Here is a 15,258-nt window from a genome sequence, read left to right on the forward strand (position 1 = left end):
GTGGACCTCTATCAAGTCTTGAATGGAAAGCCAGTATACCTGAGCCAAAGGGTCGCGCCAGGGGCCGGCTTCGCCTATGCTGTTATTCGACCTAGAACCTTGTTTTAACTAAAGTACCTTGTTTTGCCCGAATTGTTTTATCACCCGATGCGCAGTATGCTGAAGTAGATGTTATTGCGGCCGTAAGCGCATACGACCTTTAACGTTTGCAGGGAGCCAACCGATGACCAAATCTGAATTAATCGAACAAATCGCGATGCGTCAACCGGAGCTGTCCGCCAGGGAAGTCGAAACGGCGGTGCGTATTATCCTCGACGACATGACCGACGCCCTCTCCAGCGGCGGCCGCGTCGAAATTCGTGGCTTTGGCAGCTTTTCGCTGCACTACCGCGAGCCGCGGGTTGGCCGCAACCCCAAAACCGGCGACCCGGTGGATCTCGAGGGCAAGTACGTCCCCCACTTCAAACCGGGCAAGGAGCTGCGCGAGCAGGTCGACGCTAGCCGTGCGCTGGGGTATTGAAGCCAAACCACTCGAGACGGGCCGAGAGCATTGTCGGGGATGACGCCGCGCCCTGACTCATACACAATAGAGCCCTCTGCACGTAAAAACTTGCACGTTAAAACCAGGAACTTCTCATGCGCTGGATCAAAGGGCTTTTACTAGCCATCGTATTACTCGTGGTGCTGCTGGTCGGCATCCTGTTTGCCGTGAACAACCAGCAGGCGATTGCCCTGAATCTGATCTGGACCGAACTCCCCCCGATTTCGCTATCGGTATGGCTTCTGGCCACGCTGACACTCGGCGTCGTGCTGGGGATGCTGGCAATGCTGGGTGTTTACGTTCGACTGAAAGCCCGTTTGGCGCGCAGTGAGCGACACAGCAAGCACCAGCAAAAAGAGCTTGATCGCCTTCGCACTCAGGAGTTCAAGGAACTGGCTTAAATGCAGGATGTCGCGCTGCTCGGCGTGCTTTTCGCTGCCTTGGCCATTGGCTTCGGGCTTGGCGTACGCCATCGCGCCGGCAAGCGTCTCACCCGACCGGCACCCAAAGCGCCGGCGCTGTCGAAAGAGTATTTTGTCGGGCTCAACTATTTGCTCAATGAGCAGCCCGATGAGGCGATCAACACCTTCATCAACGCGCTGGACGTCAATAGCGACACCGTAGAGACGCACATTGCCCTGGGCAAGCTCTTCCGCGCCCGGGGCGAAGCGGACAAGGCCGTCAGCATTCACCAGAACCTGCTCGCCCGCCCCGCCCTTTCAGTCGCGACCAACGATCATATCCAGCTCGAACTCGCCCAGGATTTCATCGCACTCGGCGTACACGACCGTGCCCAGCGGCTTTTGAAAACGCTGCTCAACCACACCACCGACGACACCTACCGGCTGAACGCCAAGCGCCTGCTGCTCGATTTGCTCGACCGTGAACGCGAATGGCAGGAAGCGCTGGAGACCGTTGGCCCCATCCTCAAGCAGCAGCCCGCCCTGCGCCGCCCGGCCGCCCACTGGCTGTGCGAGCTTGCCATCGAGGGGATTGGCGAATCGAGCCGCGCACTTGCTCGAAAACATCTCAAAAAAGCGCTGCAGATGGACGAGAACTGCGTGCGCGCAACGCTGCTTTATGCCGAGCTCGAAATGGAAAACGGCCACTATCAGCGGGCGATCGACTGGCTCGAGCGCATCCCCCATCAGGATATAGCGCATATACCCACCATGCTGACTGCCTTAAAGCGCGCCTACGAGCGCCTGGAAAACCTGGCAGGCTTCGAGGCGCATCTTTACCGGCTGCTGGGTCAGGCGCCTTACACCAGCGTGATCGTGGCGCTGGGCGAACTCGTCCATCGCCGCGACGGCGTCGACAGCGCCATCGAGCGCACCGGCGAGTGGCTGCGCGAGGCGCCGAGCCTGGGCGGTCTCGACTACCTGATCGATTTGTATCTGGAAAGCGAGCGGCTAAACGGCAAGACCTCGCCGGATACCCGGCTGCTGCTGCTGAAACACCACACCGGCGCGTTGCTCGAGGGCCGGCCGCGCCAGCGCTGTCGCCACTGCGGTTTCACGAGCGATCATCTGGTGTGGCAGTGCCCCAGCTGCCGACGCTGGGGCACGATCAAACCGATTACCGGGATCGAGGGCGAGTAGCGCCAGCGATGTCGGCCTCGATAGCCTTGAGCGCCGCCATGGGCTCCTCGGCCTGGGTGACCGGGCGCCCGATGACCATATGGGTACTGCCCGCGGCCAACGCCGCGCTCGGGGTCATGACGCGCGACTGATCATCGAGGGCGGCAGAGCGCGGGCGAATGCCCGGCGTCACTTTCAAGAACGCCTCGCCGCAGATGCTCTCGACCGCCGAAGCCTCCTGAGCAGAGCAGACCACCCCGGCCAGACCGCTTTCATGGGTCAGCCTTGCCAGCCGCATCACCTGCTCGTCGAGCGCCCCGTTCACGCCGATATCATTAAGCGCCTCGCCGCTCATGCTGGTCAGCACGGTCACAGCGATCAGGTGGGTTTTCAGACCGCTCTGGCGCAGTCGCTCGGCCGCAGTCTCCATCATCGCCCGGCCGCCACTGGCATGCACGTTCACCATCCACACGCCCTGCTCCGCCGCCGCCTGCACGGCGCTGGCCACGGTGTTGGGAATATCGTGGAATTTGAGATCGAGAAAAATCTCGAAGCCGCGCCCGTGAAGCGCCTCGAGCACCGCCGGGCCGCTGCGGGTGAAAAGCTCTTTACCCACTTTAACCCGGCAGCGGGCAGGGTCGAGCTGGTCGGCCATGCACAGGGCCTGGTCCAGCGAGGGGTAATCGAGGGCGATGATGAGGGGAGAATCGGTTGCCACGGGCGCGCTCCTTGTTTGAACCGCGCCATTATACCAGCCTTGCCCCGCGCTTTCGTGTAAGCGATCTCAGGACCGAACCTGGGCATCTGCTTACAGAAGCCGTCGCTTTGAGATGACGGCGGGGTGACAAAAGCCTTGCCAGGTTGATCAGGAGCCGTGCCGGCGGGGACCGGGCGGACGGCAAAGAATCCATCGATATCTCAAGGGGACTTACCATGAAGCGGATGATCAAGGGATTACTGGCAGCGGCGGTATTGGGCATCGGCGTGAGCGGCGCGGCACTGGCGCAATCCATGGCGCCGATCAACGTCAACACCGCCGACGAGGAGCTGCTCGCCGAGCTGCCCGGCGTCGGCCCCAGCCGCGCGGCGGCCATTATCGAGGAGCGCAGCGCCAACGGGGACTTCGAAAACGCCGATGACCTGACGCGCGTCAGCGGCATCGGCCCCGCCACGGTCGAAGGCATGCAGGATCAAATCACCTTCGAAAGCGACTCCTGAACCGTCGCTCGCCGCCCTGACGAGCGTTCTGTCAGGGCGTCATCTCCCACAAATCCATAAAACGATCCACCGGCAACGCCTCGAGACCTGCCTGGTCGTTACAAACCGCCAGCAATCGCTGACAGCGTTTGGCGGGAAAGCGCGTCTTTAGGTGGCGCTCGAACTTCGCCATCAGCAGCGGCATCGCCTCATGGCGGCGCCGCTGATGGCCGAGCGGATACTCCACCGTTACCCGCTCGGTATGCGAACCACCCTTAAAAAACACCTGTACCGCGTTGGCGATCGAGCGCCGCTCGGGGTCCAGATACGCCGCGGAAAACGTCGGGTCCTCCTTGACCACCATGTTGGCGCGCAGCGCGTCAATCATCGGATGCGCGGCGTGAAAATCATCCTCGTAGTGTTCGGCGGCAAGCGCGCCTTGCATCAGCGGTACCGCGACCATGTACTGCAGGCAGTGGTCGCGGTCAGCCGGATTGGCCAGAGGGCCGGTCTTGGAAATGATACGAATCGCCGCCTCGTGAGTCGTCAGCTCGATGCGCTCGATCTCCTCTAGCCGGCCCTTGACCTGTGGGTGTAGCGCCACCGCCGCTTCGCAGGCGGTTTGGGCATGGAACTCTGCAGGGTAGGCCACCTTGAAGAGCACGTGCTCCATGACGTACGAGCCGAGTTCGCGCTGAAAACGAAACCGACGCTCGGCCTCGGGTTTCAGGCTCAAATCGCGATTGGCGTGGCTGAATAAGACATCGTAAAAGCCCCACTGCGGGGCGCTCAGCGCGCTCGGGATACCCATTTCGCCGCGCAGGGCGATATCCGCCAGAAACACCCCGCGCGAAGTCGCATCGCCCGCGGCCCAGCTCTTTCGTGAACCGGCGTTGGGCGCGTGGCGATAGGTGCGCAAACTTTGCCCATCCACGAAGGCGTGGGAGAGCGCCGAAAGAAGCTCGTCGCGGCTCGCGCCCTGAAGGTGTGCTGCCACCGCGGTGGAGGCAACCTTGACCAGCACCACATGATCGAGCCCGACCCGATTGAAGCTGTTCTCGAGCGCCAGCACGCCCTGAATTTCGTGCGCCATGACCATCGCGTGCAGCACGTCGCGCATGTAAAGCGGCGCCTCACCCCGGGCCACGCGCTGCTGTGAAAGGTGGTCCGCCACCGCGAGAATCGCCCCCAGGTTATCCGATGGGTGGCCCCACTCCGCTGCCAGCCAGGTATCGTTGTAGTCGAGCCAGCGAACCAAAGCGCCGATGTCCCAGGCCGCCTTGACCGGGTCCAGCCGTAGCGCGGTACCGGGCACCCGGGCGCCAAACGGTACCACGGTGCCCGGCACCCGCGGCCCCAGCAGCTTGGTGCAGGCGGGAAAGCCGAGCGCGAGTAGGCCGCAGCCGAGCGTATCAAGCAGGCAGCAACGCGCGGTGGACAGCGCCTCCTCGCTCGGCAACGTAAAGGTCAGCACGTAGTCGGCCAGCCGCTGAAGCTCTTCGTCGTAATCAGGGCGTTCGTTGCTCTCAAAACTCATGATGACCTCCTTCTTCAGTCGGCTGTCAGGCTATCGCTGGGGACGAATACTCGGCCCTCCATCAGCACCCGGGCGCTGCGGCTCATCAACGCTCGGTCGATCTGCCAGCGGCCTTCTACCAGGCTCGCCTTGGCGCCAACGTGCAGCGTACCGGACGGGTGACCAAACGTGACCGCCTCGCGCTCGCCGCCGCCGGCGGCAAGGTTCACCAGCGTGCCCTCGATCGCCGCCGCCGAGGCAATCGCCACCGCTGCGGTGCCCATCATGGCGTGGTGGAGCTTACCCATCGATAGCGCCCGTACGACCAGGTCGAGCTCATTCGCCGCCACGGCTCGCCCGCTCGATGCGGTGTAATCCGCCGGAGGCGCCACGAACGCCACCTTCGGCGTGTGCAGGCGCCCCGCCGCCGCTTCGAGGCTCTCGGCCAGCCCCATTTTGAGCGAGGCATGGGTGCGAATCGCCTCGAACCGGGCAAGCGCCTGGGCGTCACCGTTGATCGCCTCCTGAAGCTCCGTGCCGGTGTAGCCGATGTCCCGGGCGTTGACGAACACCGTCGGGATACCGGCATTGATCATCGTCGCCTCGAGCGTGCCGATGCCCGGCACCTCGAGGGCGTCTACCACGTTTCCCGTGGGGAAGATCGCCCCTTCGCCGTCGGCGGGGTCGACGAAGGCCACCGGGATTTCGGCGGCGGGAAAGGTTACGCCGTCGAGTTCGAAATCGCCGGTTTCCTGCACCCGGCCGCCGGTCATCGGCACCCAGCTGATGATCGTCTTTTTGATATTCGCCTGCCAGATGCGCACCTCGACCACGCCGTCATCCGGAATGCGCGCCGGGTCGATGAGCCCGGCGCGAATCGCGAACGGCCCAACGGCGGCGGACAGGTTGCCACAGTTGCCGCTCCAGTCGACGAAGGGCCGGTCGATGGACACCTGGCCGAACAGATAGTCGACGTCGTGATCCCTTGAGGCGCTCTTTGAGAGAATCACCGCCTTGCTGGTGCTCGACGTCGCCCCGCCCATGCCGTCGATCTGCTTTCCATAGGGGTCGGGGCTCCCCATCAAGCGCAGCAGAAAGCGATCACGAGCGGGGCCCGGCGCTCTTGCCGCCTCGGGTAGGGCGTCGAGCGTGCAGAATACGCCCTTGCTGGTGCCGCCACGCATGTAGGTGGCGGGAATCTCGACCTGGGGGCTGGTGGTCATGGCGTGCTCCTGAAACGCCCGGCGCGGGGCCGGGCGTGGGTGAAGAGTGTCAAACGATGCCAGATCAGGCCGGCGTCGCCTCCAGAAAGTCCTGAGCGAAGCGCTGAAGTACGCCGCCGGCGGCGTAGATGGTGACCTCCTCGGCGGTATCGAGCCGGCAGATCACCGGCACGCGCTCGACGCCGCCGGCGCGGTGGATCAAAAGCGTTAGCTTCGCGCCCGGCGCTGTCTCGCCTTCCACATCGAACACCTCGGTGCCGTCCAGCGCCAGGGTCTTGCGCGTGGTGCCGGGTTCGAACTGCAGCGGCATCACGCCCATGCCCACCAGGTTGGTACGGTGGATGCGCTCGAAGCCTTCGGCGACGATCGCCTCCACCCCGGCCAGCGCCACGCCCTTGGCCGCCCAGTCTCGAGAGGAGCCCTGGCCGTAGTCGTTGCCGGCGATGATGATCAACGGCTGCTTGCGGGCCATGTAGGCTTCGATCGCCTCCCACATGCGCACCACTTTGCCCTCTGGCTCCAGACGCGCAAGCGAGCCCTGGCGCACATGGCCGTCGTCGCCCAACGCCATCTCGTTGTAGAGTTTGGGGTTGGCGAAGGTCGCCCGCTGAGCGGTGAGGTGATCGCCCCGGTGGGTAGCGTAGGAGTTGAAGTCCTCCTCCGGTAGGCCCATTTTCAAAAGGTACTCGCCGGCCGCGCTGTCCGGCAAAATGGCGTTGGAGGGCGACAGGTGGTCGGTGGTGATGTTGTCCGGCAAAATCGCCAGCGGCCGCATGCCCTTGAGCGCTCGGGCGGCCGCCATGTTGCCCTCCCAGTAAGGCGGGCGACGAATGTAGGTGCTCTGTGGGCGCCAGTCGTAGAGCGGCTCGACCTGAGTACGCTGGCTCTTGTCGATATCGAACATCGGGATGTAGGTCTGGCGAAACTGCTCGGGCTTGACCGAGGCCTTGACGATGGCGTCGATCTCGCTGTCGTCGGGCCAGATATCCTTGAGCGTGACCGGGTGGCCACGGTCATCCACACCCAGCACGTCCTTCTCGATATCGAAGCGGATGGTGCCGGCGATGGCGTAAGCCACCACCAGCGGCGGCGAGGCGAGAAACGCCTGCTTGGCGTAAGGGTGGATGCGCCCGTCGAAGTTGCGGTTACCCGAGAGCACCGCCGTGGCGTAAAGGTCGCGCTCCTTGATCTCCTGCTGAATGTCAGGGTCCAGGGAGCCGGACATACCGTTGCAGGTGGTGCAGGCGTAGCCCACCACGCCAAAGCCGAGCGCTTCGAGCTCGTTCATCAGCCCGGCGTCTTCCAGGTACATCGTCACGGTTTTCGAACCCGGCGCCAGCGATGACTTCACCCAAGGCTTGCGCAAAAGCCCTAGCCGGTTGGCGTTGCGAGCAATGAGCCCTGCCGCCACCATGTTGCGCGGGTTGGAGGTGTTGGTGCAGCTGGTGATGGCGGCGATGATCACCGCGCCGTCGGGAAGCCGGCCGTCGAGCTCGTCCTGTTGCGCAGCCTCATAGTTGACCGCGATGCCGCGGCTGGCGAGCTCCGAGGTCGGCAAATGGGCGTGCGGGTTCGACGGCCCGGCCAGGGTGCGCGCCACGCTCGAAAGATCGAAGCGCAGCGTGCGTTCGTACTTGGCGGTTTTAAGATCACTGGCCCAAAGGCCGGTCTCTTTAGCGAAGGTTTCTACCAGCGCGACCTGCTCGTCGTCGCGCCCGGTGAGCTTGAGGTAGTCGATGGTCTGATCGTCGATGTAGAACATCGCCGCGCTCGCCCCGTACTCCGGCGTCATGTTGGAGATCGTCGCCCGGTCGCCGACGCTGAGCGCGTCCGCCCCTTCGCCAAAGAACTCGAGATAGGCGCCGACCACGCGCTCCTTGCGCAAAAATTCGGTGATCGCCAGCACCATGTCGGTACCGGTGACGCCGGCGCCGAGTTTGCCTGAAAGCTCCACGCCGACGATATCCGGCAGGCGCATCATCGAAGCGCGCCCGAGCATTACGCTCTCCGCCTCGAGCCCGCCCACGCCCACCGAGATCACCCCGAGCGCGTCCACCATCGGCGTGTGGCTGTCGGTGCCCACGCAGGTATCCGGGAAAGCGACCTGCGCACCGGAATCGATTTGGCGACACTGCACCACCGGCGACATCTTCTCCAGATTGATCTGGTGCATGATGCCATTGCCCGGCGGAATCACGTCGACGTTCTCGAACGCCAGCTTGCTCCAGTTGATGAAGTGAAAACGATCGTCGTTACGCCGCTCTTCGACGGCGCGGTTCTTCTCGAACGCCTGGTCGTCGTCGCCGTTGTGCTCGACCGCCAGGGAGTGGTCGACGATTAGCTGGGTCGGCACTACCGGATTGACCTGGGCCGGGTCGCCGCCGCGCTCGGCGATAGCGTCCCTAAGCCCGGCCAGATCGACCAGTGCGGTCTGGCCCAGGATGTCGTGACACACCACCCGCGCCGGGTACCAGGGAAAGTCGAGATCGCGCCGGCGCTCGATAAGCTGGGAAAGCGCGTCGGTCAAAAGCGCCGGCTCGCAGCGGCGCACCAGCTGCTCGGCGAGTACCCGCGAGGTGTAGGGCAATGCTTCGTAGGCGCCGGGAGCGATGTCTTCGACGGCCTGGCGGGCGTCGAAGAAGTCGACCGGCTCACCGCCCATTAGAGCGCCGGGCAGCGTCTTGCGGTAGTCGCTGTTCATGGTGGCCTCCTATTCGCGCTCTTCGATCGGCACCCACTCGCTCTTCTCGGGGCCGGTGTAGTCGGCGCTCGGGCGAATGATGCGGTTGTTGGCGCGCTGCTCGAACACGTGCGCCGCCCAGCCGGTCAGCCGCGACATGACGAAGATCGGCGTAAACAGCTTGGTCGGAATCTCCATGAAGTGGTAGGCGCTGGCGTGGAAGAAATCCGCGTTGCAGAAGAGCTTCTTCTCGCGCCACATCACCTCCTCGCAGCGCTCGGAGACCGCGTAGAGCGTGGTGTCGCCAACGTCCTCACTCAGTTTTTTGGACCACTGCTTGATGATCTCGTTGCGCGGGTCGACCTCGCGGTAGATCGCGTGGCCAAAGCCCATGATTTTCTCCTTGCGCTCGAGCTTGCCGAGCATTTCGCGCTCCGCCTCGTCCGGGGATGTCCAGTCTTCGATCATCGCCATCGCCGCCTCGTTGGCGCCACCGTGCAGCGGGCCTCTAAGTGAGCCGATCGCGCCGGTCACGCAGGAGTGCATGTCGGAAAGCGTCGAGGCGCAGACGCGGGCGGTAAAGGTCGAGGCGTTGAACTCGTGCTCGGCGTAAAGAATGAGCGAGACGTTCATCACCCGGGCGTGCAGCTCGGAGGCGGGTTCGCCGCGCAGCATGTTAAGAAAATGCCCGCCTACGGAGATATCGTCGGTTTCGGTATCGATGCGCACGCCATCGTGGCTGAAGCGGTACCAGTAGCAGATGATCGAGGGCAGCACGGCGAGCAGCCGGTCGGCGACGTCCTGCTGCTCGTCGAAGCTCTCCTCGGTTTCCAGGTTGCCGAGCATCGAGGTGCCGGTGCGCATCACGTCCATCGGGTGGGCATCGGCGGGGATCTCTTCGAGCACCGCCTTGAGCGGTCCGGGCAGGCCACGCAGGCCCTTGAGCTTGTCGATGTAGTGATCGAGCTCGGTCTGGTTGGGCAGCTTGCCCTTCAAGAGCAGGTACGCAACCTCCTCGAATTTGGCTTTCTCGGCCAGCTCCTTGATATCGAAGCCACGGTAGGTGAGCCCGGAGCCGGTCTTGCCTACGGTGCAAAGGGCGGTGCTGCCCGCGCTCTGTCCACGAAGTCCGGCGCCTGCTAGCGGTTTGTCAGCCATGGTGTGTCTCCTCAGAGTTTTTATAAGTGCTTTTTATAGGTACTTTTTACAGGTACGTTTTTATAAGTGCTTTCAATCAATGCTTATATGGGCGCGCTTTTGTATCGTCGTTTTATGAGTCGTTTTGATCAGCTCTCTCGCTCGGTGAACAGTGCGTCGAGCTTCTGCTCGAAGTCGTGGTAGTTGAGAAAATCGTAGAGCTCGTCGCGAGTCTGCATGGTGTCGACCACCTCACGCTGATGGCCGTTGTCGAGGATGCTCTGGTAGACCTTGAGCGCCGCGGCGTTCATGGCGCGAAACGCCGACAGCGGGTAGAGCACCATGGCGCAGCCGGCCTCGCCAAGCTCCGCTTGGGTGAACAGGGGCGTGGCACCGAACTCGGTGATGTTGGCCAGAATCGGCGCGTCGACGCGGGTGCAGAACGCGCGGTAGTCGTCGAGGGTATGCACGGCTTCGGCAAAGATGGCGTCGGCGCCGGCCTCGATGCAGGCGTTGGCGCGCTCGATGGCGGCATCCAGCCCCTCTTTCTGGAAGGCGTCGGTGCGCGCTATCAGGTAGAAATCCGGGTCACGCCGGGCATCCGCCGCCGCCTTGATGCGATCGACCATCTCACTCTGGGAGACGATCGCCTTGTTCGGCCGGTGCCCGCAGCGCTTTTGCGCCACCTGGTCCTCGAGGTGCACCGCAGCCACGCCGGCGCGCTCCATCTCTCTTACGCTGCGGGCGATGTTGAACGCCCCGCCCCAGCCGGTATCGATGTCCACCAACAGCGGCAGCTCGGTCGCCCCGCAGATGCGGTGGGCATCCTCGACCACGTCGTTCATGGTGGTCATACCCAGATCCGGCAGTCCGAAAGAGGCGTTGGCCACCCCGCCGCCGGAGAGATAAATTGCCTTGTGCCCCACCCGCTCAGCCATCAGCGCGGTATAGGCGTTGATGGTGCCAAGAATGGGTAGCGGGCGCTGATCCTGCAGCGCCTGGCGAAACCGGGCGCCCGGGGTGAGCGAGGAAGATGCGTGCGTGGACATGGTCTCTCCTGTCGGCGTTGTTTTGAAAAAATTGTTCTGAAAAGGATTGTTATAAAATCGTCGTTATGAATCGGTCTGGCCGTCGGCCAGCATCGCGGCGTAGCGGTCGGCGACGTTTTCGCGGGAGGCGCTGACGTGTCGGCGCATCAAAAGCTCCGCAAGCTCGGCGTCGCCGGCTTCGATAGCGTCGACGATGCGGTGGTGCTCGACGAAGGCGCGCTGGGGCCTGGCGCCGCTGGCGCTAAACTGGGTGCGGTAGAGGCGCACGAGATAGTAAAGATCGTCGCAGAGCAGGTTCATCAGCATCTTGTTATGGCTGCCCAGCACGATGCGGTAGTGAAAATCCAAATCGCCTTCGCGCTGGTAGTAGGCCTCGCCGCGCTGCAGATCCGACTGGCTTTCGTGCACCGCCAGCACGTCGCGCAGCCCCTGAATCTCTTGGGCGCCCATGTGCTCGGCGGCCAAGCGGGCGGCCATGCTCTCGAGCGCCTCGCGCACGTCAAACAGCTCGATGAGCTCCTTCATCGAGAGCTTGACGACCCGAGCGCCAACGTGGGGCACACGCTCGATCAGTCGATGCGCTTCGAGCCGGCGCATCGCCTCTCTTAGCGGCCCGCGGGAGATGCCGTAGCTTTTTGAGAGCCCGGGCTCGGTGATCTTGCTGCCCGGCGGCAGCTCGCCGCGCACGATGGCACTTTGCAACTGGTGAAACACCCGCTCGGCCAGGGTGCGCACCTCTGGCGTATCGGAGTCCGGGGCGCTGTCAACGCGCGGCTTTGGCACTTTGCTAATAGCAGTCATGGCTAATTGTCGACAATAAAAAGAGTTACCGGCACTTTAGCCCGCGACCCAGCGAGCGTCAACCGCGCTCCAAGCGCTTATTATGGCACTTTGGTGGGAGAAGCTAAAAACGCAGCATCGAAATGTCTACAATGTGAGCAAGGTAAAAATGAAAGCGAGATGCACAGCGCGTGGAAAAGAAGCCGGTGCGTGGCTGGCTCTCGGCGAGCGCGCTCACTAGAATAAGCGGCCCAACCGCAAGGCAACGAGTCATGAGCGCGTCGATCACCACTACCGCCCTTCCCTACGCCCAGGACCCGCTGGCGCTGTTTGCCCGCCTCAAGCACCGTCCAGGCGCAATACTGCTCGACAGCGGCCGCCCAGTGGCCGAAAGCGGGCGTTTCGACATTCTGGTCAGCGACCCTATCGCCACGCTCGAGATCGATGCACAGGGCGATGTAAAGCTCGAATCCGACACGCTCGCACCGCCTAAAGCGCTACTGGATGAGCCTTTCGCGCTCAAGGCCTGGCTGCTCGAACAGCTTCCCGTGCCGGCCGAAAAGAGCGAGCTTCCCTTTCTGGGTGGGCTGATGGGCTACTGGAGCTACGAGTTCGGCCTTGCCCAGCAGGGCATCGACAGCCGCCATGAAAGTGCCACGACGCTTCCTGCGGCGCGGCTGGGGCTTTACGACTGGTGCATCACGCTCGACCATCACGCCGGCAAAGCCTGGCTGTTCGCCTACCCCGCGCGGCGCGACGATGTGCTCACGTGGCTCGACGCGCCAGCGCCCGAACCACGTGACTTCCGGCTGACCGGAGCGTTCGAGGCAGAGTTCGACCAGCGCGCCTACGTCGAGCGCTTCGAGGCGGTTCAGCGCTACATTCGCGCCGGCGACTGCTACCAGATCAACCTGGCGCAGCGGCTGTCAGCGCCTTTCGAAGGCGACGCCTGGCAGGCCTACCAGCGGCTTCGCCGCGCCACCCCCACGCCGTTTTCCGCCTTCATGGCCTGGCATGATCAGGCCGTCATGTCGCTCTCACCGGAGCGCTTCATCAAGGTGGAATGCGGCGAGGTCGAAACCCGGCCCATTAAGGGCACCCGCGCCCGGGGCAAGACGCCGGCAGAGGATCAGGCGCTGGCCGAGGCGCTTTTGGCAAGCGTCAAGGACCGGGCCGAGAACGTGATGATCGTGGATCTTCTGCGCAACGACCTGGGGCGAGTGTGTCGCCCGGGCAGCATTCACGTGCCCAAACTCTGCGCGCTCGAAAGCTACCCCAACGTGCACCATCTGGTCAGCGTGGTACAGGGCACGCTTGCCGAGAACCAGTCGGCGCTATCGCTTTTGGCGGCGGCGTTTCCCGGCGGCTCGATCACCGGCGCGCCCAAGTTTCGCGCCATGCAGATCATCGACGAGCTCGAGCCCTGCCAGCGCAGCGTCTACTGCGGAAGCCTTGGCTACGTCGATGTTCGTGGCCATATGGATACCTCGATCGCGATTCGCACCATGGTCGCGGACCAGAGCATGCTGCACGTGTGGGGCGGCGGCGGGCTGGTGGCAGACTCCCAAGCGAATGACGAGTACACCGAGACGCTGGATAAAATCTGCCATCTGATCGGTGCGCTGGAATAAGTGCCGGGCGTTTGCACCTGAAAGTAATATAAAAGCCAAACCAAACGGTATTGGGGCGCAGACTATCTCCTTTGATAGCCTAGCGCCTAACGTTTCGTTTAAAGCGCAGGAGGCCATATGTCGTCAGAACTGGAAGCCATGAACCGCGATCACGCCAACGATCCACACGCCTTGATCGAGTGGGCGTTGAAACAGGGCGAGCGCCCCATCTGCACTACCAACTTTCGCCCCTTTGAGGCGGTCATTTTGCACATGGTGACCCAGGCGCGCCCGGACATTCCGATCGTCTGGATGGACAGCGGCTACAATACCGAGGCGACCTACCGCTGCGCCAACGAGATCATCGAGCGGCTGAAGCTCAATATCGTCAGCTTTTTGCCCAAACGCACCCGCGCCCACCGCGAAGCGCTCGAGGGTTTGGTGCCGGGTATCGACGACCCTCGCCACGACGCCTTCACGCAAGAGGTCAAAATCGAGCCCTTCGAGCGCGCGCTCAAGGAGATGCGCCCGGACGTATGGCTGACCGCGCTGCGCGCCGAGGACACGCCGGAGCGCGCCAAAATGCAGCCGCTGAGCCAAAACGCCGACGGGCTATTGAAAGTGGCGCCGCTTCTGCACTGGAGCGCGAAGGATATGTACGAGTACCTGCAGGCGCACGATCTGCCCAACAACTTCGACTACTTCGACCCCACCAAAGTGGAAGAGAAGCGTGAGTGCGGCCTGCACCTACAGCACTAGGTGCTAACTCGCACCGTTTCTAATGAAAAGGCGCCGCTTAGCGGCGCCTTTTTGATTGACGAGTGCTTATCGATCGCCAAAGTACTCAGTACTCGGGCAGCTCGACGCCGTCGAACAGCCCCTGCTCCTGGCGCGGGCCGATGTTGAGCGCTTCATCGACGCGCTCGCGGGTCAGATGCGGGGCAAAACGGGCGAGAAAATCGTACATGTAGCCGCGCATAAAGGTGCCGCGGCGAATGCCGATCTTGGTGGTGGAACTTGCAAACAAGTGGCCCGCCTCCAGCGCCACCAAATCGCTATCCAGCGCGTCATCCACCGCCATGTGAGCCACGATGCCCACCCCCATTCCCAAGCGCACGTAGGTCTTGATGACGTCGGCATCTGCGGCGGTGAGCACCACGTTGGGCGTGAGCCCCCGGGCCTTGAAAGCGTCGTCGAGCTGCGAGCGGCCGGTGAAGCCGAACACGTAGGTCACCAGCGGGTGCTCGGCGAGTGCCTCAAGAGTCAGCGGCCCATCGAGTTCAGCGAGCGGATGGCCCTTGGGCACCAGCACGCAACGGTTCCAGCGGTAGCAGGGCAGCAAAATCAGATCGGTGAAAAGCTCCAGCGACTCCGTGGCAATGGCGAAATCCGCTTGGCCTTCGCTGACCATCTGGGCGATCTGCTTGGGCGTACCCTGCTGCATGTGCAGCGCCACTTCTGGATATTTCTGGGTGAAGGCGCTGATCACCGGCGGCAGCGCGTAGCGGGCCTGGGTGTGGGTGGTGGCGATCGCCAGGCTCCCCCGGCGCTCGTCGCTGTGCTCCTGAGCTACCTGCTTGATGTTCTCGGTGAGCTTCAGCACCTGGCCTGCCAGCTCGATGATCGACTCCCCCGCCGGCGTGACGCGGGTGAGGTGCTTGCCGCTTCGAGCAAAAATCTCAACACCCAACTCGTCTTCCAGAAGGCGAATCTGCTTGGAGATGCCGGGTTGGGACGTAAAAAGGCTTTGAGCCGTGGCCGAGACGTTGAGATTGTGCCGGTTCACTTCCCAGATATAGCGAAGTTGCTGTAGCTTCATGTGGTCTACCTTGCGTCCCGAAGAAGCTGCTCAAAGCGCCCCTTCCTGCCATACGTTCGCGCGCGGCGACCAAACCGGGCCAAACCGCTAAGCGCATAAATTTGAATAAAAAATATCCCGCTAATT

The 15,258-nt window shown here is 63.0% G+C and carries 14 protein-coding genes; 6 read left to right on the top strand and 8 right to left on the bottom strand.

Annotated features, from left to right (window positions below; translation table 11 throughout):
* Window positions 1-223 precede the first annotated feature (223 nt).
* The 3 genes from MQW23_RS15000 (at window position 224) to lapB (ending at window position 2,142) form a co-directional block, all read left to right on the top strand.
* A complete protein-coding gene (locus MQW23_RS15000) occupies window positions 224-520 on the top strand; it encodes an integration host factor subunit beta (RefSeq protein WP_252109016.1) in 297 nt (98 codons plus the stop codon).
* Between the two features lie 116 nt (window positions 521-636).
* On the top strand, window positions 637-942 hold the full coding sequence (locus MQW23_RS15005; protein ID WP_252109017.1) for a lipopolysaccharide assembly protein LapA domain-containing protein: 306 nt from the start codon (window positions 637-639) through the stop codon (window positions 940-942).
* Window positions 943-2,142 carry a lipopolysaccharide assembly protein LapB gene (gene lapB, locus MQW23_RS15010; protein WP_252109018.1) on the top strand — a complete coding sequence of 400 codons (1,200 nt, stop codon included), beginning with the start codon at window positions 943-945 and terminating at the stop codon, window positions 2,140-2,142.
* Here the strand turns inward: lapB and pyrF are convergent.
* On the bottom strand, window positions 2,120-2,839 hold the full coding sequence (gene pyrF, locus MQW23_RS15015; RefSeq protein ID WP_252109019.1) for an orotidine-5'-phosphate decarboxylase: 720 nt from the start codon (window positions 2,837-2,839) through the stop codon (window positions 2,120-2,122). The two genes, lapB and pyrF, sit on opposite strands and share 23 nt — an antisense overlap.
* Before the next feature lie 215 nt (window positions 2,840-3,054).
* Here pyrF and MQW23_RS15020 point away from each other — a divergent pair, with 215 nt between their 5' ends.
* The gene (locus MQW23_RS15020; RefSeq protein WP_252109020.1) at window positions 3,055-3,339 is read left to right on the top strand and encodes a ComEA family DNA-binding protein; all 285 of its coding nucleotides are present in this window, start codon (window positions 3,055-3,057) and stop codon (window positions 3,337-3,339) included.
* 31 nt (window positions 3,340-3,370) lie between these two features.
* On the opposite strand, the gene MQW23_RS15025 is transcribed toward MQW23_RS15020, so the two are convergent.
* From MQW23_RS15025 to MQW23_RS15050, 6 genes are all read right to left on the bottom strand, one after another.
* Entirely contained in the window at window positions 3,371-4,855 is a 1,485-nt protein-coding gene (locus MQW23_RS15025; protein ID WP_286087008.1) for a bifunctional 2-methylcitrate dehydratase/aconitate hydratase, read from the bottom strand.
* Window positions 4,856-4,869: 14 nt separating this feature from the next.
* Window positions 4,870-6,057, bottom strand: a complete 1,188-nt coding sequence (prpF, locus tag MQW23_RS15030; RefSeq protein WP_252109021.1) for a 2-methylaconitate cis-trans isomerase PrpF — start codon at window positions 6,055-6,057, stop codon at window positions 4,870-4,872.
* 64 nt (window positions 6,058-6,121) lie between these two features.
* The gene (gene acnD / locus MQW23_RS15035; RefSeq protein ID WP_252109022.1) at window positions 6,122-8,758 is read right to left on the bottom strand and encodes a Fe/S-dependent 2-methylisocitrate dehydratase AcnD; all 2,637 of its coding nucleotides are present in this window, start codon (window positions 8,756-8,758) and stop codon (window positions 6,122-6,124) included.
* 9 nt (window positions 8,759-8,767) lie between these two features.
* Entirely contained in the window at window positions 8,768-9,895 is a 1,128-nt protein-coding gene (gene prpC / locus MQW23_RS15040) for a bifunctional 2-methylcitrate synthase/citrate synthase (RefSeq protein ID WP_252109023.1), read from the bottom strand.
* A gap of 128 nt (window positions 9,896-10,023) precedes the next feature.
* Complete coding sequence (prpB, locus tag MQW23_RS15045) at window positions 10,024-10,923, bottom strand: methylisocitrate lyase (RefSeq protein WP_252109024.1); 900 nt, start codon at window positions 10,921-10,923, stop codon at window positions 10,024-10,026.
* 63 nt (window positions 10,924-10,986) lie between these two features.
* Window positions 10,987-11,724 carry a GntR family transcriptional regulator gene (locus MQW23_RS15050; RefSeq protein ID WP_252109025.1) on the bottom strand — a complete coding sequence of 246 codons (738 nt, stop codon included), beginning with the start codon at window positions 11,722-11,724 and terminating at the stop codon, window positions 10,987-10,989.
* A gap of 251 nt (window positions 11,725-11,975) precedes the next feature.
* On the opposite strand from MQW23_RS15050, the gene pabB reads away from it, so the two are divergent.
* Window positions 11,976-13,334 carry an aminodeoxychorismate synthase component I gene (pabB, locus tag MQW23_RS15055; protein ID WP_252109026.1) on the top strand — a complete coding sequence of 453 codons (1,359 nt, stop codon included), beginning with the start codon at window positions 11,976-11,978 and terminating at the stop codon, window positions 13,332-13,334.
* Window positions 13,335-13,451: 117 nt separating this feature from the next.
* Complete coding sequence (locus tag MQW23_RS15060) at window positions 13,452-14,072, top strand: phosphoadenosine phosphosulfate reductase domain-containing protein (RefSeq protein WP_252109027.1); 621 nt, start codon at window positions 13,452-13,454, stop codon at window positions 14,070-14,072.
* Window positions 14,073-14,157: 85 nt separating this feature from the next.
* On the opposite strand, the gene cysB is transcribed toward MQW23_RS15060, so the two are convergent.
* Window positions 14,158-15,132 carry an HTH-type transcriptional regulator CysB gene (cysB, locus tag MQW23_RS15065; RefSeq protein ID WP_252109028.1) on the bottom strand — a complete coding sequence of 325 codons (975 nt, stop codon included), beginning with the start codon at window positions 15,130-15,132 and terminating at the stop codon, window positions 14,158-14,160.
* Between the last annotated feature and the right edge of the window lie 126 nt (window positions 15,133-15,258).

This window comes from Halomonas sp. S3-1-1 (assembly GCF_023757625.1).
Lineage (GTDB): Bacteria > Pseudomonadota > Gammaproteobacteria > Pseudomonadales > Halomonadaceae > Vreelandella.